Below are 19,488 nucleotides of genomic sequence, written 5' to 3' on the forward strand. Positions count from 1 at the left end.
CACGCCATAGGCTGCGCCGGCGAAGAGCCCAGCCCATCTCGCTACTCCACGCCGGACCTCGCGCTTTAGGCGAAGATCAGAACGTCATCCGCATCCCCGCATAGAACGCGCGCGGCCTTGCCGGGCTGAGCGAGCGCGGATCGGTGAATTCTGCGCCACCATTGGTGAAGTTGGGCAACGCTTCGCGGTCGAAGAACTGTCCGTAGGTCGCGTAGCGCTTGTCGAAGATGTTGTCGACGCGGCCGTAGAGCTGGAAGTTCTTCGTCACCTGATAGGACGTATGGAGATTGAAGACCGTGTAGGACGGCAGTCTCGCGAACTGGTTCGACTCGTCGCCAACGAAATACTGGCTGGAGACGAACAACGCGTTGCCGCCGACTTTCCAGACGTCGGTCACGTTGTAGTCGACGCCCACTTTGATGCGGTGGCGCGGAATCGCGGGAATCTGGTTGCCGGGCAGGACCTGGATGGTCTCGGTGACGGGATCCCTGAACGGGCTTTCGGAGCCGAGTTCGAAAGCGTCGAGATAGCGAGCGTCGACGAAGGCATAGCTTGCCTGGAACTGGAGCGTGGGGGACTTGATGTTGACCTCGGCCTCGAACCCCTGACGCCGCGTTCTGCCGACGTTGGTGAAATAACCGAAGCCGGTGCGTCCGACCGCAGGAACGGCTGCGATGTCGTCATAATTGGTGGCGCGGAAGCCGCCAATCTTCCAGCCGAGCGTGCCGATGTTCAGCTCCTTGGTGCCGCGGAAGCCAGCCTCCACCGTCTTGGATACGACCTGCTTGAGCGGCGGATCGGAGACGAGAAACGCAGCGATGAGACAGGGACGGGCCGGATCGGAGCAGCCGAGCTCGAGCGGCGTCGGCACCCGGTTGGCCTCGGAATAGCCGGCATAGGCGGTCAGCTCCGGCGTGATCTTGTAGGTGCCGCCGATGACCGGATTGAATCGGGTGAAGGTGTGATCGCCGTTGAGCGCGGTCCCCAGCTGATCTTCCAGTGTGATGCGCGCCACGTTGAAGCGTCCGCCGCCGGTGACGGCGAAGGCGTCCGTGACGTTGAACGTGTCCATGGCGTAAAGGCCGTTATACTGGTTGACGGTCCGCAGCGAGACGGGACCGGCAACAGGATCTGTCGTGGGCGTCGCGCCGAGGAAGAGGCCGCTGCCGCTGACGACGTAGTTTTCGCCCATCGTGCCGATCTCGGCGGTGGCGTTGTAGCGCGTGACACTGGCATCATAGGTCGCGCCCATCACGAAGCGGTTGTCGTGTCCGAACAATTGATCGGTATTGGTGGCCTGCCCCGATACGCCGAAAGTGGTCGAACGGATCGAGCCCCGATCGATCTCGCCGAGGATCGTGCCCGACGCGAAAGGATTGGCAAGGGGCAGGCCGTTCACACCGTTCGCAGGCGTGGCGCCGTCGCCAAAGCAGAGAAGACCAGCGAGCCCCGGATCGGTGCATTCCTGCGCGTCGGTCGGATTGCCGTCGACGATCTTCTGCTCGTACCTGCGGACATGGGCGGTGCCTTCGAGCGTCCAGGTCGGCGTCGCGTCGACCTTGCCGGTCAGGTTGAGATAGCCGACCCGATTCGAGGTGGTCTGCGGTGTCGTGTAGGTCGCGCCCCAGTATTTATCGAGCAACTCGGCGGGAACGGTGGCGCTGGCACCGAAATCGTTCTTGGCGACGCCCATGTTGGCGTGGAATTCGCTGTCGCCGGCCTTGTAGCCGACATCGCCGTAGAAGCGCCGCACGTCCGATTGCGAGAAATTGCGGAAGCCGTTGTCGTGCAGGCCTTCGAGCGCGGCATAGACGGCGTAGTTCTTGTCGACCTGCTTGCCCCATTGCGCCGAACCCTGGATGCGGCCGAACGAGCCGCCCATGAGATCGAGCTCCGCACCCTGATAGGTGAAGCCGTCCTTCATTTGCAGATTGATCGCGCCGCCGAGCGCATTGAGGCCGAAGGCGGGATTGTTGGTCACCAGCGTCACTGAGCGGATCGCGGCGGTCGGGATCAGGTCCCAGTTGACGGCGTCGGAGAAGGCTTCGTTGATGCGGACGCCGTTCTGGTACACCGCAAGGCCCTGCGGCGTGCCCGTCACGGGCGAAGCGACAAAGCCGCGGAATTCGACATCCGGCTGAAACGGATTGCCCGTGACCTCGGTGATATTGACCCCGGCGATGTTATCGCGCAGCGCGTCGGTGACGTTCAGCGAGCCGGTGCGCTTGATCTGGCTGGCATCGACGGCATTGACCGCTGACGGAACCTTGTCGACATCGAGACCTCTGCCGGTGCCCGGCGAGGTCGGGTAGACGTAGATGCGTGTCTTGGGGCGGGACGAAGATGCCCCCGCACGCTCGACCGGCCGCGAAGACGCCGTGCGCCTTGCCGCGGAGGGCGGCGGCGCTGTCACCTCGACCGGCGGCAGGTTCTGGACGTTGGTCTCCTCGTCCTGCGCGGCCACGGCAGGGCTCGCGAAGACAATTCCAGACACCAGCCCCGTCGACACCGAGGCAATCAACAAACCACGCTTGCCCATCCCAGCCTTCCCATCCGTGACCATCGGCTGTTTTGATTTTCGCCGTTTCGTCGGGATGAGTGTAATCAGCGGTCGCAATCCCGCCAGCCACAAAAGATCGGGCAATATCCGCTCCCGTTTTCCCGATCAAATCGGGAATTTTTCCCGATCATCTCAGGCCGCCGCCGTCGGGACCAGCGCCTCGACGGTCAAACCGCCGTCGCCGGAGACGACGTTGAGCGTGCCGCCCAGTGCCAGAATCCGCTCGCGCATGCCGACGAGGCCGAAGCCGAGCTTCTGGCCCGGCTCCATGCCGCGGCCATTGTCGCTGACCCGCACCCGGGCGCAGAAGCGGCCGTCGCGTCCCTGCTGCCCCGCCGGCTCGATGACGACATTGACCGAGGTCGCGCCGGCGTGACGGAACACGTTGGTGAGGGCCTCCTGCACGATGCGGTAGATGGTGAGATCGGCGGTCTCCCCGGTGACGCCGAGCGCCGGCGAGATCAGGGTCTCGATCGCAACATCGGGATGCGACTCCCGCCACAGCCGCGACAGCGATTCGAGCGCCTGGCGCAGGCCGAGCTCGGCGAGACCGACGGGCCGGAGCCGCTCCAGCACCCGGCGATTGAACTGCTGGAGCGCGTTGATCTGCTCCAGCATGGCGCTGCCGTGCTTTCGCACGGCGTCCGCGCTCGGGTCGCGCCCATCCGCCTGCTTCGCCAGCGCGCTGGCATGCGCGCGCAGCGAGAACAGATACGGCCCGAACTCGTCGTGGAGCTCGCGCGCGATCTCCTTGCGCTCGATGTCCTGGAGCGACACCGCGCGCTCGGCAAGGCGCCGCTTGTCCTCGACGGCCTCGCCAAGCGTCGCCGCAAGATGGTTGAGCTTGGTGCAGATCGCGGCAAGTTCAGGCGCGCCGCCCGGTGCAACCCGCGCCTGATATCGCCCGCCTTCGAGCTCGGCCATCATGTCCGCCAGGGACTGAAGCGGCGCCAGCGCCCGGCCGACCACGTTCATCATCAGCAGGAACAGCACGAGCGCGATCACCGAGCCGACCTCGAGCTGGGTCACGATGCCGTCCCAGATCTCGGCGATCTCGTCGTCGGGATGCGAGGTGATCAGGAGCGAGCCTGGCTTGCCATGGATCGACAGGGGCACGCTCACCGCGGTCTGCTCGGGATGAACCAGGCTGACGAACCAGGCCGGCGGTCCGCGCGTGTCGTCGTCGGAATCGGGCCGGGGCGGCGTGAGCGGATGACCGCCGGCGTCCCGAAGCGTGATGCTGACATGGCGCAGACGGCTGAGATCGCGCGCGATCTGGTTCAACCTCGCATCCGGGTCGGGCGCCTCGTTCAGATCCGCCACGATCATCTCGATGAACTCGCGTGCGAGCCGGATCACGCTCTGGTCCTCGGCCTGCACGCGCGGCGCGGCCTCCGCGACCTGCCGGCCGATATTGACCGCGAGCCCCAGTGCCAGCAGAAGCGCCAGCAGCAGGTTGATGCGCGCGCGCAAGGATAGATTTTGCCACATTGGTATTGCTCGTGCCCCGCGAAGGTTTTGCCCGCGCCTGTCCGATGACGTTGACAGGGGCGAAGCGGCGGATATCTAATCGGAAGCGTACAGCAATCCCGACCGGGTTGCATGAGGCGACATGAGACGCGCGCGTCTCCTTTGTCCGGCATCATGCGGCGCAAAACAGGCAAGGTCTAACACGGGGAACGCGCTGTCGCGGGGAACGCCTATGCGCATTCTGATCGTCGACGATCATCCCATTGTCGCTTCCGGCTGCCGGGCCGTGCTGGCCGACGAAGGCGAGATCGAGATTTTGGAGGCCGCCGACGCCGAGGACGGCGAGTGCGTCTTCATCGTCGAGCGTCCCGATCTCTGCATTATCGACATCAACCTGCCGACCGTCTCCGGCTTCGAGCTCGCGCGCCGCATCCTCGAACGCGCGCCCGAGGCCCGCATCATCATGTTCAGCATGAACGACGACCCCGCCTTCGCCGCGCGTGCAATCGAATGCGGCGCCAAGGGCTATGTCTCCAAGACCGGCGACCCCGACGATCTCGTCGAGGCCATCCGTGCCGTCGGCGGTGGCGGCACTTACCTGCCGAGCGCGATCGCGCGCAGCATCGCCTTCGCTGGGCCGGCGCTGGCGCAGAGCCCGCTGTCGAAGCTGAACGCGCGCGAGATGGAGATCCTGCGGCTGCTCAGCGCCGGCAAGAGCCTGTCCGAGATCGCCTGGCTAGTGCAGTCGTCCTACAAGACGGTGGCCAACACCTCCTCGATCATGCGCCAGAAGCTCGGAGTCAAAACCTCGGTCGAGCTGGTGCGACTGGCGATCGACAGCGGCGTCGCCTGACCCGCGACAACCGCCACGAATTCGGTCACACAAGCGTTGCAATCTTGATGTGGTTAGATGCCACGGAGCTTTAAGGCATGACGATCCAGACTGTCTCGACCAATCAATCCTACGGCGGCGTGCAGGGCGTGTATCGCCATGCGAGCCAGGCGACCGGAACCGACATGGTGTTCTCGGTCTACGTTCCGCCGCATGCGAACGGCGCAAAACTTCCCGTGGTCTGGTATCTGTCCGGGCTCACCTGCACGCATGCCAATGTGACCGAGAAAGGCGAATTCCGGCGCGCCTGCGCCGAGCTCGGCCTGATCTTCGTCGCGCCCGACACCTCACCGCGCGGGCCGGACGTGCCGGGCGACGCCAACAACGCCTATGATTTCGGCCTGGGCGCCGGTTTCTATGTCGACGCGACGCAAGCGCCGTTTGCGCGAAATTATCGCATGTGGAGCTACGTCACGGACGAGCTGCCCAAACTCGTCGCGGAGAATTTTCCGGTCGACGCCAAGCGGCAGTCGGTGATGGGCCATTCCATGGGCGGACACGGCGCGCTGACGGTGGCGCTACGCAATCCGCATCGTTTTCGCGCGGCCAGCGCCTTCGCGCCGATCGTGGCACCCTCGCTGGTGCCCTGGGGCATCAAGGCGCTGACCGGCTATCTCGGGCCGAACAAGGACGCCTGGCGCAACCACGACACAGTGGCGCTGATCGAGGACGGCGCGAAGTTTTCCGGCTTCCTGGTCGACGTCGGCGAGGCCGACAATTTCCTCAAGGAGCAGCTTAGGCCTGAGCTGCTTGAAGCCGCCTGCAGCAAGGCGAGCATCCCGCTGACGCTGCGGCGGCAGGCGGGGTATGACCACAGCTATTATTTCATCTCGACCTTCATGAGCGACCATCTGCACTGGCATGCGGAGCGGCTGAAGGGGTGATGCTTTGCGCGCTAAGCGCGCGCTGCCCTTCCCTTCTCACCTTGCGGGAGAAGGTGGCGCGAAGCGCCGGATGAGGGGTATCTCTCCGTTCGCGCGGCTGTTCGTGGGGAAGGATACCCCTCACCCGGCTTCGCTGCGCGAATGTCCAGCGGATGGATGGGTAACAAAACAGACCGGATGGATAGGTAACAATCGTTCATGGTTCGGTCCGCTGCGGCGCAGCGCTAGCGTAACGCCGCAGCTTGGAGGTTTTCTGGTCGATGATGCCGATCGGCACGTCGAAGAAGCGCACTTGCCAGTGTCCGTCCTCGGTTTCCTCGACGGCAACAGCTTCATCGACAAGAGCGCTGCAAATGTGGATGAAGTCGCCACGCCATTTGATCTCGCCGTTGGAACGAACCTGGCGCACGGCAGCTTCGGGCGGATATTCCGGCGCTGGAAGCCGCCTTGGCATCGCGCGAGGCGAAGGCTGATAGGCGCTGGCAGGTCTTCATGCGGCCGTTCTTCGTTGTAGTCGCGCGCAAATGCCGCAAAGCGCCGCGCTTGCACAGCCCGGGTTAGCGGCGGTGGCCGCATGGCTTCCAGAAGCGTCGCGTGAAAACGCTCGTGACGACCGTTCTGCTGAGGATGGCCGGGATCAATCCGTTCATGGCGGATGCCAAGCTTGATCCACCATACTGACAACGCCGTCAGACCTGTCGTCCCAGTCGAGGCGAACGGCGAGCCGTTGTCGGAGCGGATGATTTGCGGCAAGCCGTACTCGCGAAATGCCCGCTCCAGCGGCGGCCGGCACTCGGCATATTGCGTGCTGCCCGTCGCCGCCAGGCTGATCAGATAGCGACTGAAGCCATCGGTTACCGTGAAGGGTTCAACGCGACAGCCGTCGCCCAACCGGATCCAGCCCTTGTGATCCAGGGCCCACACATGGTTGGCGTGTTGAGGCACCGTCAGTTGCCCCATACGCGGCGGCGCACGTCGCCGAACCCGACGGCTGCTGACCAGTCCCGCTCGTTTGAGGATCTCGCCGGCCGTCGAGGCTGACGGCCAATCGACATCTCCCTAACGAGCCTCAAGCTTGCTGACGATCTTGCGCGGTCCCCAACTCGGCCGCTCACGTCGCAGCCCTACAATCGCATCCACAATGTGCTGCGGCGTCGCTCGCCCATGCACCCACGCAGCGTGGGAGCGATCCCCAAGCCCTCCAGGCCCTTCCAGCCGGTAGCGTTCCAACCACTTGTAACCGGTCTTGCGACTAATCTCGTAGCGGTCGCAAAGCTCCGTCATCGTCCACAATCCGCTTCGCTGATCCGCGATGAAGCTAACCCGTTGGTCCATTGCGCAGCTCTCTCGCCAAGGCATCGGCTGTTCCTCCCAGCCGACAGAGAACTGTCACCCATCCATCCGGTCCACTGTGTTACCCATCTATCCGGTCTGGACACGAAGCCACCCTCTCCCGCAAGGGGAGAGGGTGCAGCGGTGTTCGCGGAGAGAAAATTACTCCGGCTTGCCGTAATTCGGCGCCAGCAGGCGGTTGCGGATCAGATAGCTCATCGTGCGGGTCCAGGCTTCATCCGTGTTGCCGCGCATATCGGCGCTGGCGGCGGTGATCATGTTGCCGGTCTTCACGTCGCGCAGATAGATGTTCAGATTGATGATCAGGTTCGAGACCTTCTGCACCATGCCGGTGATCTCCAGGTCGGCACCCAGCTGCCCGGCGAGCTGGAGATCGCAGCCGCCGCAGGCCTGCAGATTGGCGTGACGGGCGGCGTCCCTGACCGGCGCGATGTCGAGCACCTGGAACTTGCCTGAGTCAGTCAGTTCCTTGCGCAGCTGCTCGCTGATGCGGTCGAGCCGCGCCAGCTCCGGCTTCGAGCCGTAGAACTCGCCGGGCAGGCTGGTGTCGATCAGCTCGAAATCGAACACCGCGAGCTTGGGCGGATCGGCGAACGCGACCGAACCCGTCAACAGCAAAGCAGCCATCGCCGTAAGCGCTCGCATGATCGTGATTCCCGTCCTCGCGTGCGCGAGGACGAAATGCGGGGTTGCATGCCCTGACAAATCGGTCATGCTTTAGCAGAGACAATTCTCCATCGGCGGTCAAGCCGGGGAGAGCGCCTGGAGGAAACATGATCCGATGGTTGGCCGGGCTGATCGGCTTGGGTGTCGCCGCGACGAGCGCGCTCGCGGCCGACCCGGTCGCGATCGGCGTCGGCTATCTCGGCGTCGCCGGCACCAGATCGACGCTGTCGCTGGTGGAGCAGCCCGCGGAGAATGACGGCATTGCCGGCGCGAAACTCGCGATCGAGGACAACAACACCACCGGGAAATTTCTCAACCAGCGTTTTACACTGGAAGAGCGCCGCATCAGGGAAGGCGAGGATCCGGTCCAGGCCGCGACCGCGCTCGCCGAGACAAACGGCTTCATCATCGCCGACCTGCCGGCCGATGCGCTGCTGAAAGTCGCGGACGCCCTGCGCGATCGCGGTACGCTGCTGTTCAACGCCGGCGCGATCGACGAACGGCTGCGCGAGGCCGATTGCCGTGCCAATGTCATCCATACCGCACCGACGCGCGCGATGCTGGCGGATGCGCTCGGGCAATATCTCGTTTGGAAAAAGTGGTCGCGCTGGCTGCTCGTGGTCGGCTCGCATGACGAGGACAAGCTGTTCGCCGATGCGCTGAGGCGCACGGCCGCGCGGTTCGGCGCCAAGATCGTGCAGGAGCGCACATTCGAGGACAAGGGCGGCGCGCGCCGCACCGACTCGGGTGTGACGCTGATCCAGCGGCAGATGCCGGTGTTCACGCAGCAGGCTCCAGCTTACGACGTGCTCGTTGCTGCCGATGAGAGCGAGGTGTTCGGCGCCTACCTGCCCTATCGCACCTGGGATCCCCGCCCCGTCGCCGGCTCGGCCGGCCTCGTGCCCCGGAGCTGGGACGCGGCGCAGGACCAGTGGGGCGCGATCCAGATGCAGAACCGCTTCGTCAAGCTGAATTCGCGGCGGATGACCGCGCTCGACATGCAGGCCTGGACCGCGGTGCGGATGATTGGCGAGGCCACCTCCCGGACCAATTCCGGCGACGTCAAGAAGGTCACCGACTTCATCAAGGGCCCGGATTTCTCGGTCGCCGCCTTCAAGGGCACGCGGCTGACACTGCGCGACTGGAATCTCCAGCTGCGCCAGCCGATCCTGCTCGTTGACGGCCGCATGGTGGTGTCGGTGTCGCCGCAGGAAGGTTTCCTGCACCAGGTCTCCGAGCTCGACACGCTCGGCTACGATCGCCCGGAGAGCAAATGCAAGCTGAAGTGAGGACGCAAATGTTGCGCATGTGGCGTGTGGGGCTGCTCTCCGGACTGGCGCTGGCGGCCGCGCCTGCGCATGCGTTCATCGCCTATGTCTCGAACGAGAAGAGCAACACGGTCTCGGTGATCGACACCGATACCTGGACGGTGACCAAGACCATCAAGGTCGGCCAGCGTCCGCGCGGCATCGACTTCACGCGCGACGGCAAGTTCGTGATGGTCGCGGTCGGCGACGACGACACCATCCAGGTGATCGACGCCAAGACGCAAAGCGTGGTCGACAGTCTGCCCTCCGGCCCCGACCCAGAGCTGTTCGCGCAGGATGCCGCCGGAAAGATTCTCTACGTCGCCAACGAGAACGACAACACGGTGACCGTGATCGACCTCGAGAAGCGCGCACGCCTCGGCGACATCCAGGTCGGCGTCGAGCCCGAGGGCATGACCATCAGCCCCGACGGCAAGACGCTGATCAACACCTCCGAGACGACCAACATGGCTCATTTCATCGACACCACCTCGCGCCAGATCGTCGCCAACGTGCTGGTCGACGCGCGGCCGCGCTTTGCCGAATTCAAGCACGACAGCTCGGAAGTTTGGGTGTCCTCGGAGATCGGCGGCACGGTCTCGGTGATCGATCCCAAAAAGCACGAGGTGATCGGCAAGGTCACCTTCGAGATTCCGGGCCTGCGGAAAGAGGCGATCCAGCCGGTCGGCATCGGCATGACCAGGGACGACAAGACCGCCTTCATCGCGCTCGGCCCCGCCAACCGTATCGCCGTCGTCGATGTCGCCACGCGCAAGGTGACGAAATACCTGCTGGTCGGGCAGCGCGTCTGGCACGTGGCCTTCACACCGGACGAAAAGTACCTGCTCACCACCAACGGCGTGTCGAACGATGTCTCCGTGATCGACGTCGCCGCGCAAAAGGTGATCAAGACCATTCAGGTGGGCGAACTGCCCTGGGGCATCGCGATCGCGCCATGACCAGCCCTGCCCCCGTCACCGAACCGCGCGACACGCCGAGGCTGGAAGCAGCCGCGGTGCCGGCGCTGTCGATCGACGGCGTCAGCCATTCCTACGGACCGCGGCGGGCGCTGATGGACGTCTCCTTCAATGTGCAGCCGGCGAGCTTCACGGCACTGCTCGGTCTCAACGGCGCGGGCAAGAGCACGCTGTTCTCGCTGATCACACGGCTGTTCGGCATCCAGTCCGGCCGTGTCGGCATTTTCGGCCACGACATCAGCAAAGCCCCCGGCGAGGCGCTGCGGCTGCTCGGCGTCGTGTTCCAGCCACGCACGCTCGATCTCGACCTGTCGCTGACACAGAACCTGCTCTATCACGCCGCGCTCCACGGCATCGGCCGCCGCGAGGCCGCCGCGCGCAGCGCCGAGTTGCTCGGCCGCATCGGGCTCTCCGAGCGCGCCGGCAGCAAGGTTCGCGATCTCTCCGGCGGACAGATGCGGCGGCTGGAGATCGCGCGGGCACTATTGCACCGGCCGCGGCTGCTGTTGCTGGACGAGCCGACCGTCGGCCTGGATGTCAAGGCGCGCGCCGACATCATCAGCCATGTCCGCCAGCTCGTGACCGAGCAAGGCATCGGCGTGCTCTGGGCGACGCATCTGTTCGACGAGATCATGGACGGCGACGACCTCGTGGTGCTGCACCAGGGCAAGGTGCTGGCACAGGGGCCGATGAGCCGCGTCATCACCGAGGCGAGCGCGCAGGATGTCAACACCGCCTTCATGCGCCTGACCGGCGCACAAACCATGCCGGGAGGCGGCGCATGAGCAGCATCACCACGCGCGAGGCGCCGCGCGGCTTCTCCGCCTCGGAATACATGACCTGCCTCACCGGCATCGTCTGGCGCGAGGGCCTGCGCTTCCTGCATCAGCGCGAGCGATTCGTCTCGGCGCTGGTGCGGCCGCTGGTGTGGCTCTTCATCTTCGCCGCCGGCTTCCGCCAGGTGCTCGGCATCTCCATCATCCCGCCCTACGAGACCTACATCCTCTACGAGGTCTATATCGCGCCCGGCCTGATGGCGATGATCCAGCTCTTCAACGGCATGCAGTCCTCGCTGTCGATGGTCTATGACCGCGAGATGGGCAACATGCGCACACTCTTGGTGAGCCCGCTGCCGCGCGGCTTCCTCTTGTTATGCAAGCTGCTCGCGGGCACGGCGGTATCGCTGCTCCAGGTCTATGCGTTCCTGCTGATCGCCTGGTTCTGGGACATCACACCGCCGCCGTCAGGCTATCTCACCGTGCTGCCGGCGCTGATCCTGTCGGGGCTGATGCTGGGCTCGCTGGGGATGCTGATCTCCTCCGGCATCAAGCAGCTGGAGAATTTTGCCGGCGTGATGAACTTCGTCATTTTCCCGATGTTCTTCGCCTCCTCCGCCCTCTACCCGCTCTGGCGGGTGCAGGAGGGCAGCCCCTATCTGTACTACCTCTGCGAGGCCAATCCGTTCACCCATGCGGTCGAATTGATACGTTTTGCACTCTACGGGCAGATTAACTGGATCTCGCTGGCGGTGGTCGCGACCTGCACAATCGTCTTCATGATCGGGGCAATCTATGCCTATGATCCCTCGCGCGGGCTGGCGCGGCGGGGCCCTGCGGGAGGCGAAGGATGACGGTTCGGGTTCTGGCCATGGCCGCTCTGGCGCTCGCTGTTGCGAGCACCGCCGCGCACGCGGCCGATCCGCGCTATCCGGACTGGCCATGCACGCAGGCAAAAGTGCCGGACATCTCGCTCGCCGCCGTCTGGGCCGGGCCGCCGCTCGACGACGTTCAGAACAAGTGGAAGGACGACGCCAAGATCAGCGCGCTGGTCGCAAAGCTTTCGGCGCGCAAGACACCGCTGGACGAGGCCGAGAAGTCCGTGAAGGAGTTCCTGGCCGCCTCCGCCACTGACAAGACGGCGAACGCAAAGCTGCTGTTCGCGGGCCTGTTCGACACGCTCAACGCCCAGCGCTCCCAGGTGATGAGCGGCCTCGAACGCGTCAGCCGCAAGCAGCGCGAGGCCGCCGACAAGATCCGCGAGGACACGCTTGCGCTCCAGGCGCTCCAGGGCGCAACGCCGCGCGACGAGGCCAAGGTGGAGGCGCTCAGCAACGAATTGATCTGGAAGACCCGCATTTTCGAGGACCGTCACAAAGTGGTGCGATTCGTCTGCGAGGTTCCGACCACGATCGACCAGCGCCTGTTCGCGCTCGGGCGCGTGATCCAGCAGGAAATGGAATAGCGTCAGCCTCGCTGACGGCTCACCAAAGTTCCCGCGATATCAGCACGATCGTTAACCTTTCGCCGCCAGATCCGGCGGAACCAAATCGCTCTGGGATGTCTTGTCGAAGTCAATCCAAGACATCCAATCCAGGACATCGGGAGGCCTCGATGGGAACCACAAAATTCATCCTCGCAGGCGCTGCGGTCATCACCATGCTCGCATCCAGCGCCTTTGCTGACGACATGACCGGAATGGTCACGCGGATCGACCGGCTCAACGGCACGATCTCGATCCAGCAGACGCAGAAGGGCACGGTCGGCGCCAGCTCGGGGAGCGCTGGCGCGCTCCAGGAGTACAAGGCGAAGGATGCCGCGATGCTCGACGCCGTCCATGCCGGCGACAGGGTGAGCTACGCTGCCACCGACAACAACGGCACCGGCACGCTGACGAAGTTGCAGAAGCAGTAGGGCACGGTCGGCGCCTCTCCCCGCTTGCGGGGAGAGGTCGCAATGCGTACGCAGCGTGGATTCCGGGTGAGCGGCAATCTCCGCGAGTCCGTCTACCACCGAGAACGCGAAGCTCTGCCCACATCGTCATTGCGAGCGTAGCGAAGCAATCCAGGGTCCCTCCGCGGGAAAGATTCTGGATTGCTTCGCTACGCTCGCAATGACAAGGGGGAGGTGGCGCTTACTCTCTCTAACACCGCCTACTGCTCAGGTCGCGGTTCCGGCTGCGCCTCTTCGGTGGGAAGCTTTGCGCGCTCCCAGCCGTCGCTGCCGTCGGGATACCAGGCGACGTTGGAGTAGCCATACCCCAGCGCGCGCTTCGCGGCGTTCCAGGACATCCAGCAGTCGGCGAGGCAGTAGATCACGAGCAGCGCGGCCTTGTCGCCGCGCGAGGCGCGTGCGAGGCCGCGCTGGAAATAATCGTCCATAGCCGGCGGCAACGTGCCGTAGCCGGTATCCGGCAGCCAGATGCCGCCGGGAATGTTCCTGCGCGGCGCATCGCGCCACACCGTGCCGTCGGGAAGGTTCTTCGGCTTCGGTGGCCGCGGCAGCACGTCGACGAAGGCGCCGCTCTTCGCCCGCCAGATCGCTTCGGCTTCCGCTGTAGAGAGCACGCGCGCGCCTGCCAGCGTCGCCGGCACCGGCGCGCGGTAATTGTCGGTACGATACCCCTCCGGCTCGAACGGCTCCTGCTCCTGCGCCAATGCCTGCCCTGCCAGAACAGCGGCGAGCAGCGCAGCAGCGAGAGACCGCTTCATGGCGTCTTCTTGGCCGTCTCCGCGCCGAGCGGCCGGTCGTTCTCGTCCAGCAGCGGTATGCCGAAGTCGAGCAGGATCTTGTTGATCTCGCCCTGGTTCTCCTGGATCAGCTTGTTGAGCTGGCGCTTCCAGTTCTGGTCGGCGGGACGCACACCCATACCGATGCGATAGACCAGCTTCGGCCCGGTCGTTTCTTTCACCAGCGGCGTAACGTGGAGCGAGGAGCCCGCCTTCTTCGCATAATAGCCGGCCATCGGCCCCCACAGCACGCCGGCGTCGATCTTGCCGGCGGCGAGATCGTCGACCATTGCCTGCGCCGAATTATCGAAGCGCGTGTCGATCATCAGCGGATAGGGCTTTGCATCGCCCATCAGGCCGGCCAGCGCCATGTTGGTCGCCGGCGGCGTGCCGGCGACGATGCCGACATGCTTGCCCTTCAGCCGCGCGTCCTCGAGCGTGTCGACGTCCTCGAGCCCGCTGCCCGTCTTCGCAACCAGTGCATAGCTCGTGCGGTAATAGGGATTGGTGCCCTGCACGAGGTCGTCACCTTGCGGGAAGCCCATGATGACGTCGCAGCGATGCGCACCCAGCGTCATGCGTACGAAGCCGGTGGCCTGCGGGAAGAAGACGTAGTCGAGCTTCTTCTGGAGCTTGTCCGCCAGGAACTCGGCGAGCTTGTTCTCGAAGCCCTCGCCCTTCTCGTTCGAGAACGGCAGATTGCGCGGGTCGGCGCAGACGCGCAGCACCTTGGGGTCGACCAGCTCGAAGGAGAGGTCGCCGGTCTCGTTCGTCTGCGCGGTGGCGACGTCGCCCAGCACGCAGGATGCAGCCAGGCTCCACAGCAAGATCAACCAGCGACGATGTCGTCCGGCCTCCGTCATCGCGCTTCCTCCTCGTTTTGTTTGAATGTTATCCATGCAACGCATGACGCGCCATGTTTGCCAACTTTGTGTTGGCTTTGCTTTGTTGCAGTGCAATGCGGCACCCCCTGAACTGAGGCAAAAAAGTGTCTTATGTCGCTTCAATCATCGCCGCCTTGTCCGTGCTGGGGATAGCGACGCTAGCACGCGTCGAGGCGACCGAATTGCCTGTGAGCGAAGTCGCGCCGGGAATCTTCGTACACTCCGGGGCCATCGCCCTGATGAGCCGCGAGAACGAGGGCGACATCGCCAATATCGGCTTCATCGTTGGCGATGAGGCCGTGGCCGTCATCGATACCGGGGGCAGCCTCCGCGAAGGCGAGGCGCTGCTGGCGGCCGTGCGGGCCCGCACGCCCAAGCCGATCCGCTACGTCATCAACACCCATGGCCATCCCGACCATGTCTTCGGCAATGCGGCCTTTGCCGCAGCAGACACCAGCTTCGTCGGCCATAACAGGCTCCCGCAGGCGCTGGCGACGCGCGGGCCTTTCTATCTCGATAATTTCCGCCGCATCATGGGCAGCGAGCTGATCGATCCCGTGAAGATCATTGCCCCTACCCTGCTCGTTTCGGACACGAGGACGCTCGATCTCGGCTCGCGCCGCCTGATCTTGCGCGCCTGGCCGGCGGGGCACAGCGACAATGACCTGACCGTGTTCGACGAGACGAGCAAGACCCTGTTCGCAGGCGATCTCGTGTTCCTGCGCCATATTCCGGTCATGGACGGCAGCATTCGCGGCTGGCTCGACACGCTGAAGGAGTTGGAGGCCATTCCGGCGCTGCGCGTCGTTCCCGGTCACGGCCCCGTGAGCGACTGGCCTGCCGCACTCGCCGATGAACGGCGTTACCTGTCAACGCTGCTCTCCGACGTCCGCGCATTGAACAAGAAGGGCGAGCCGATCCGAGCCGCCGCAGACAAGGCGGCTGCGTCGGAACGAACACATTGGCAGCTGTTCGATGACTACAACGCCCGCAACGCAACCGCAGCATTTTCGGAAATTGAATGGGAGTAGCGGGCGCGCTACGATGGGCGCGACGCCCGCGGGACCATGACATGATGGGATGCACACGCCGCCTGACCTTGACCGCCCTTCTCCTCGGCATCGCCTTCGGCGTGCCGGCGCAGGCTGAAGAGGCCTACGATCCCTGGCCGGGTCTGGTGCAGGACATCTTCAGCAACCGTCCGATGAACGACGGCAGCGCCGTCATCGGCATCGAGATGCCCTATCGCGCCGAGGACGCGGCCATCGTGCCGGTGACCCTGCGCAGCAAGCTGTCGCCCGGCGATGCCCGCCGCATCCGTTCGATCACGCTGGTGATCGACCGCAACCCGGCGCCGATGGCGGCAAAGTTCGAACTCGGTGCGGACGCCAACGTCACGGAGATTTCCACGCGCGTCCGCGTCAACAATTACACGGACGTCCATGCGGTCGCCGAGCTCACCGACGGCCAGCTCTATGTCTCGAAAGTTTATGTGAAGGCCTCCGGCGGCTGTTCGGCACCGGCGGGAAAGAATATCGAGGAAGCCAGGAACCGGCTCGGCCAGATGCGCTACCGGCAATTCGCGCGCGAGGAGGCGCCGGTGAGCCGCGTCCGCGAGGCGCAGATCATGATCGGCCATCCGAACAATTCCGGCCTGCAAATGGACCAGGTCACGCAGCTTTATATCCCGGCCTTCTTCGTCAACCAGCTCAAGCTGACGCAGGACGACAGCCCCGTGCTGTCGATGGAAGGCGGCATCTCGATCTCGGAAGATCCCAATCTGCGCTTCACGTATGTTTCCAATGGCGCCAAGCGCTTTCGCGCGGAGGCAAAGGACACGGACGGGCACGTGTTCCGCAACGAGTGGGATGTGGAGAAGCCGGGGACGTAGTTTCGCGAGGCTTGCGCTGACCTCCCTCTCCCCTTGCGGGAGAGGGTGGATCGCCGCGATAGCGGCGAGACGGGTGAGGGGTATCTCTCCACGAGCGCCAACATCCGAGTATGAGGAGAGATACCCCTCATCCGGCGCTTCGCGCCACCTTCTCCCGCAAGGGGAGAAGGATGAGAGCACCGTCTACGCAGCAAGCCGTCAGAAACACCTCACCTCGGCCTCGGCCTGTGCACGCCTCAGATCATTCACCGCCGAGTTCGCCTGCTCGGAGGTGCGGAACTGGACGCCGAGATTGCCGCGCACCTGCGACATGCTGAGCGCGGTCTCCGCGGTGACGTAGCGTTCATAGGACACGATCGACGCCACGACATCGATCGAGCAGGAACATTGCTCGATCGCAGACCGCGTTTCGCCATTGGCCTTCATACAGCCATAGACATATTCGGCGCGCGCCGCTGTCGGATAATCATTGGCTTCCTCGGCCCGCGCCACACAAGCGGTCGCTGCCAATACCGCCAATGCGGCGACAATCGGTCGTAGCTGTCCCGCCAGTTTCATGCGCATCCTCCCGCTGGTTGCGACCAAAGCTATGCTATGCGTATTGTCCTGAAAAGCACTCTGTCAGAGGAAACGGCTCACAAGGTGATGAGAGCTCCTGGTCGAACATTGGCGCTCGCGGTGACGCTGGCGTTGACGCTAGCCGCGCCCGGCCGCGCCGCGGACACCATCCGGCTTGCGGTGCAGAAAACCGGAACATTCTCCTGGGAGCTGGCCGCGATCCGCGCCGGTGGTCTCGACAAGGAGGCCGACCTGTCGCTCGACGTCACCGAGCTCGCGAGCACCGAGGCGGGCAAGATCGCGATGCGCGCGGGCAGCGCCGACATCATCCTGTCGGACTGGCTGTGGGTCTCGCGCGAGCGGGCGCTCGGCGCCAAGCTCACCTTCTATCCCTACTCCAGTGCGCTCGGCGCAGTGATGGTGCCGGCCAATTCGCCGATCAAGACGCTCGCCGATCTCAGAGGACGCAAGCTCGCCGTCGCCGGCGGGGCGATCGACAAGAGCTGGCTGCTGCTCCAGGCCCGGTTGAAGCAGGACGGCATCGACCTGAAATCGGAGGCGACCATCGTCTATGGCGCCCCGCCCTTGATCACCGCCAAGGCGCTCGACGGCGAGATGGATGCGAGCCTCAATTTCTGGAATTTCTGCGCCCAGCTCGAGGCCAAGGGCTTCCGCCGCCTCGCCGGCATCGAGGACATCCTGCCGAAGCTCGGCGCCAAGGGCGCAGTTTCCGCCGTCGGCTATGTCTTCGACGAGAGCTGGGCCGCGAGCCGTCGCGACGCGGTGGCGCGCTTCATCGCGATGACCCGCAAGGCCAAGCAGTTGCTGGTCACGTCGGACGCTGCCTGGGACAAGATCGCGCCGCTCACCGGCACGACCGATCCGGCCATGCTCAAGACCTATCGCGATCGCTATCGCGACGGCATCCCGCGCCGGAGCATCGCCGAGGAAGAGGCAGACGCACGCGTGCTCTACCGCGTGCTGGCGGAGACCGGCGGGCGCGACCTCGTCGGGCCCGCGGCCGAGCTCGATCCCGGCACGTTCTATCATGCGGTCCCCGGAGACTGAGGTGCTGCGTCTTCTCTCGTTTGCCCTGTTCCTTGCAACCTGGTGGATCGCCGCGCTGTTCGTCGGCGGCGCAAAGCTGCCCTCCCCGCCCGCCGTGCTCCAGGTGATGATCGCGGAAGCATCGACCGGCGCACTGTTCCTGCATCTCGGCGCGACGCTCGCGCGTGTCGCGCTCGCCTTCGTGCTGGCAATGTCGCTCGGCAGTGCCATCGGCTACCTGATGGGGCGTGTGAAGCTCGCCGACCGTCTGGGCGATCCCTGGCTGATCCTGCTGCTCAATCTGCCCGCCCTGGTCGTGATCGTGCTGGCCTATATCTGGGCCGGCCTGACCGAGGCCGCAGCGATCGCGGCCATCGCCATCAACAAGCTGCCGACCGCCATCGTCACCCTGCGCGAGGGCACCCGCGCGCTCGACCGTTCGCTGGACGAGATGGCAAGCGTATTCGCAATGCCGCGCTGGCGCGCCTTCCGCCATGTCGTGCTGCCGCAGCTGGCGCCCTATATCGCCGCCTCCGCCCGCTCCGGCCTCTCGCTGGTGTGGAAGATCGTGCTGGTCGCCGAACTGCTGGGACGGCCGAACGGCGTCGGCTTCGAGATCGGCGTCGCGTTCCAGCTGTTCGATACGCCGCGGCTGCTGGCCTATTCGCTGACCTTCGCCGCCGTCGTGCTCGTCATCGAAACCTTGCTGGTGCAGCCGTTCGAAGCCCGCGCAACACGGTGGCGGCCCCGTGCGGCTTGAGGTCGAGATCACAGGGAAGACGTTCAAGAGTGCCGCGGGCGGAACGCACGAGGTGCTGGCGCCGGTCAGATTCACGCTTCAATCCGGCGAGGTCGGCGTGCTGATCGGTCCCTCCGGCTGCGGCAAGAGCACGCTGCTGCGCATCATCCTGGGGCTCGATCATGAATTTCAGGGGCGCATCATACGGCCGCCGGAGGCTCGCATCGGCATGGTGTTTCAGGAGCCGCGGCTGCTGCCGTGGCGGTCGGTCGAGCAGAATGTCCGGCTCGCGGCCCCCGACGTCACCGACAAGAAGCTCGCCGAGTTGTTCAGGATCCTGGAGCTGGAGGCGCATCGCAGCCACTTCCCCGGCGAATTGTCGCTGGGCCTTGCCCGGCGCGTCGCGCTTGCCCGCGCCTTCGCGGTCGAGCCCGATCTGCTGGTGCTCGACGAGCCCCTCGCCTCGCTCGACGACGCCCTCGCCGGCCGCCTGCGCGACGAGATTGCAACGCTGGTGGCAAGGCGCCCCGTGATGACGCTGCTCGTCACCCACAGCCTGGATGATGCGGTCCGGCTCGGCGACCGGCTGTTCTTCCTGTCGCCGCGCCCGGCGCACATTCTGGCCGAGGTCCCCATCGGCATCCCGCGCGAGGCACGCGACGACGCCGCGATTGCCGCGATCAAGGCCGGGCTTGCGCGGCAAGCCCAGGGTGAACAGGGCGCCGAACGCTCCGGGCGTGATGTCTCATAGGCAG

General features: G+C 64.9%; 21 protein-coding genes. 13 read left to right on the top strand and 8 right to left on the bottom strand.

All coding sequences use genetic code 11. From position 1 onward, the window contains the following. Positions 1 to 76: 76 nt before the first annotated feature. Entirely contained in the window at positions 77 to 2,563 is a 2,487-nt protein-coding gene (locus GPL20_RS01270) for a TonB-dependent receptor (RefSeq protein WP_157326981.1), read from the bottom strand. 129 nt (positions 2,564 to 2,692) lie between these two features. Continuing rightward, a complete protein-coding gene (locus tag GPL20_RS01275; protein ID WP_157326982.1) occupies positions 2,693 to 4,051 on the bottom strand; it encodes a histidine kinase in 1,359 nt (452 codons plus the stop codon). Between the two features lie 211 nt (positions 4,052 to 4,262). Between GPL20_RS01275 and GPL20_RS01280 the strand changes: the two genes are divergently transcribed. Then, complete coding sequence (locus GPL20_RS01280; protein WP_157326983.1) at positions 4,263 to 4,883, top strand: response regulator; 621 nt, start codon at positions 4,263 to 4,265, stop codon at positions 4,881 to 4,883. A gap of 77 nt (positions 4,884 to 4,960) precedes the next feature. Continuing rightward, positions 4,961 to 5,806 carry an S-formylglutathione hydrolase gene (gene fghA / locus GPL20_RS01285; protein ID WP_157326984.1) on the top strand — a complete coding sequence of 282 codons (846 nt, stop codon included), beginning with the start codon at positions 4,961 to 4,963 and terminating at the stop codon, positions 5,804 to 5,806. Positions 5,807 to 5,926: 120 nt separating this feature from the next. On the opposite strand, the gene GPL20_RS01290 is transcribed toward fghA, so the two are convergent. From GPL20_RS01290 to GPL20_RS01295, 3 genes are all read right to left on the bottom strand, one after another. Further along, positions 5,927 to 6,766 carry a DDE-type integrase/transposase/recombinase gene (locus tag GPL20_RS01290; protein ID WP_246249980.1) on the bottom strand — a complete coding sequence of 280 codons (840 nt, stop codon included), beginning with the start codon at positions 6,764 to 6,766 and terminating at the stop codon, positions 5,927 to 5,929. Positions 6,767 to 6,865: 99 nt separating this feature from the next. Beyond that, positions 6,866 to 7,165 carry a helix-turn-helix domain-containing protein gene (locus GPL20_RS39275; protein WP_309143201.1) on the bottom strand — a complete coding sequence of 100 codons (300 nt, stop codon included), beginning with the start codon at positions 7,163 to 7,165 and terminating at the stop codon, positions 6,866 to 6,868. 135 nt (positions 7,166 to 7,300) lie between these two features. Further along, positions 7,301 to 7,873 carry a DUF3280 domain-containing protein gene (locus tag GPL20_RS01295; protein WP_157326985.1) on the bottom strand — a complete coding sequence of 191 codons (573 nt, stop codon included), beginning with the start codon at positions 7,871 to 7,873 and terminating at the stop codon, positions 7,301 to 7,303. A gap of 59 nt (positions 7,874 to 7,932) precedes the next feature. Between GPL20_RS01295 and GPL20_RS01300 the strand changes: the two genes are divergently transcribed. The 6 genes from GPL20_RS01300 (at position 7,933) to GPL20_RS01325 (ending at position 12,799) form a co-directional block, all read left to right on the top strand. Next, positions 7,933 to 9,114: an ABC transporter substrate-binding protein gene (locus GPL20_RS01300; protein ID WP_157326986.1), complete on the top strand. Its 1,182-nt coding sequence runs from the start codon at positions 7,933 to 7,935 to the stop codon at positions 9,112 to 9,114. 8 nt (positions 9,115 to 9,122) lie between these two features. After that, positions 9,123 to 10,091, top strand: coding sequence for a YVTN family beta-propeller repeat protein (locus tag GPL20_RS01305; protein WP_167532843.1), 969 nt, complete (start codon positions 9,123 to 9,125; stop codon positions 10,089 to 10,091). Then, positions 10,088 to 10,894 carry an ABC transporter ATP-binding protein gene (locus GPL20_RS01310; protein ID WP_157326988.1) on the top strand — a complete coding sequence of 269 codons (807 nt, stop codon included), beginning with the start codon at positions 10,088 to 10,090 and terminating at the stop codon, positions 10,892 to 10,894. The genes GPL20_RS01305 and GPL20_RS01310 overlap by 4 nt, the downstream gene beginning before the upstream one ends. After that, on the top strand, positions 10,891 to 11,739 hold the full coding sequence (locus GPL20_RS01315; RefSeq protein ID WP_157326989.1) for an ABC transporter permease: 849 nt from the start codon (positions 10,891 to 10,893) through the stop codon (positions 11,737 to 11,739). Before GPL20_RS01310 ends, GPL20_RS01315 begins: the two co-directional genes overlap by 4 nt. After that, on the top strand, positions 11,736 to 12,350 hold the full coding sequence (locus GPL20_RS01320; RefSeq protein WP_157326990.1) for a hypothetical protein: 615 nt from the start codon (positions 11,736 to 11,738) through the stop codon (positions 12,348 to 12,350). The genes GPL20_RS01315 and GPL20_RS01320 overlap by 4 nt, the downstream gene beginning before the upstream one ends. A gap of 149 nt (positions 12,351 to 12,499) precedes the next feature. Beyond that, on the top strand, positions 12,500 to 12,799 hold the full coding sequence (locus GPL20_RS01325; protein ID WP_157326991.1) for a copper-binding protein: 300 nt from the start codon (positions 12,500 to 12,502) through the stop codon (positions 12,797 to 12,799). Between the two features lie 239 nt (positions 12,800 to 13,038). Here GPL20_RS01325 and GPL20_RS01330 read toward each other — a convergent pair whose 3' ends face one another. Together GPL20_RS01330 and GPL20_RS01335 are read right to left on the bottom strand one after the other, a co-directional pair. Next, positions 13,039 to 13,596, bottom strand: coding sequence for a PQQ-dependent catabolism-associated CXXCW motif protein (locus tag GPL20_RS01330; RefSeq protein WP_157326992.1), 558 nt, complete (start codon positions 13,594 to 13,596; stop codon positions 13,039 to 13,041). Further along, complete coding sequence (locus tag GPL20_RS01335; protein ID WP_157326993.1) at positions 13,593 to 14,477, bottom strand: substrate-binding domain-containing protein; 885 nt, start codon at positions 14,475 to 14,477, stop codon at positions 13,593 to 13,595. The genes GPL20_RS01330 and GPL20_RS01335 overlap by 4 nt, the downstream gene beginning before the upstream one ends. A gap of 125 nt (positions 14,478 to 14,602) precedes the next feature. On the opposite strand from GPL20_RS01335, the gene GPL20_RS01340 reads away from it, so the two are divergent. Continuing rightward, on the top strand, positions 14,603 to 15,529 hold the full coding sequence (locus GPL20_RS01340) for a quinoprotein relay system zinc metallohydrolase 2 (protein WP_254125009.1): 927 nt from the start codon (positions 14,603 to 14,605) through the stop codon (positions 15,527 to 15,529). A gap of 41 nt (positions 15,530 to 15,570) precedes the next feature. After that, a complete protein-coding gene (locus tag GPL20_RS01345; RefSeq protein ID WP_157326994.1) occupies positions 15,571 to 16,389 on the top strand; it encodes a quinoprotein dehydrogenase-associated SoxYZ-like carrier in 819 nt (272 codons plus the stop codon). Positions 16,390 to 16,587: 198 nt separating this feature from the next. On the opposite strand, the gene GPL20_RS01350 is transcribed toward GPL20_RS01345, so the two are convergent. Continuing rightward, complete coding sequence (locus GPL20_RS01350) at positions 16,588 to 16,947, bottom strand: hypothetical protein (protein WP_157326995.1); 360 nt, start codon at positions 16,945 to 16,947, stop codon at positions 16,588 to 16,590. Between the two features lie 87 nt (positions 16,948 to 17,034). Here GPL20_RS01350 and GPL20_RS01355 point away from each other — a divergent pair, with 87 nt between their 5' ends. From GPL20_RS01355 to GPL20_RS01365, 3 genes are read left to right on the top strand one after another with little or no spacing between them, the layout of a single operon-like run. Beyond that, complete coding sequence (locus tag GPL20_RS01355) at positions 17,035 to 18,015, top strand: ABC transporter substrate-binding protein (RefSeq protein ID WP_167532844.1); 981 nt, start codon at positions 17,035 to 17,037, stop codon at positions 18,013 to 18,015. A gap of 1 nt (position 18,016) precedes the next feature. Next, positions 18,017 to 18,754 carry an ABC transporter permease gene (locus GPL20_RS01360; protein ID WP_254125011.1) on the top strand — a complete coding sequence of 246 codons (738 nt, stop codon included), beginning with the start codon at positions 18,017 to 18,019 and terminating at the stop codon, positions 18,752 to 18,754. Then, positions 18,744 to 19,484 (top strand): ABC transporter ATP-binding protein, encoded by a 741-nt coding sequence (locus GPL20_RS01365; protein WP_254125013.1) that lies wholly within the window; start codon positions 18,744 to 18,746, stop codon positions 19,482 to 19,484. Before GPL20_RS01360 ends, GPL20_RS01365 begins: the two co-directional genes overlap by 11 nt. The last annotated feature ends 4 nt before the right edge of the window (positions 19,485 to 19,488 follow it).

It is taken from the genome of Bradyrhizobium cajani, assembly GCF_009759665.1.
In the GTDB taxonomy this organism is placed as follows: Bacteria; Pseudomonadota; Alphaproteobacteria; order Rhizobiales; family Xanthobacteraceae; genus Bradyrhizobium; species Bradyrhizobium cajani.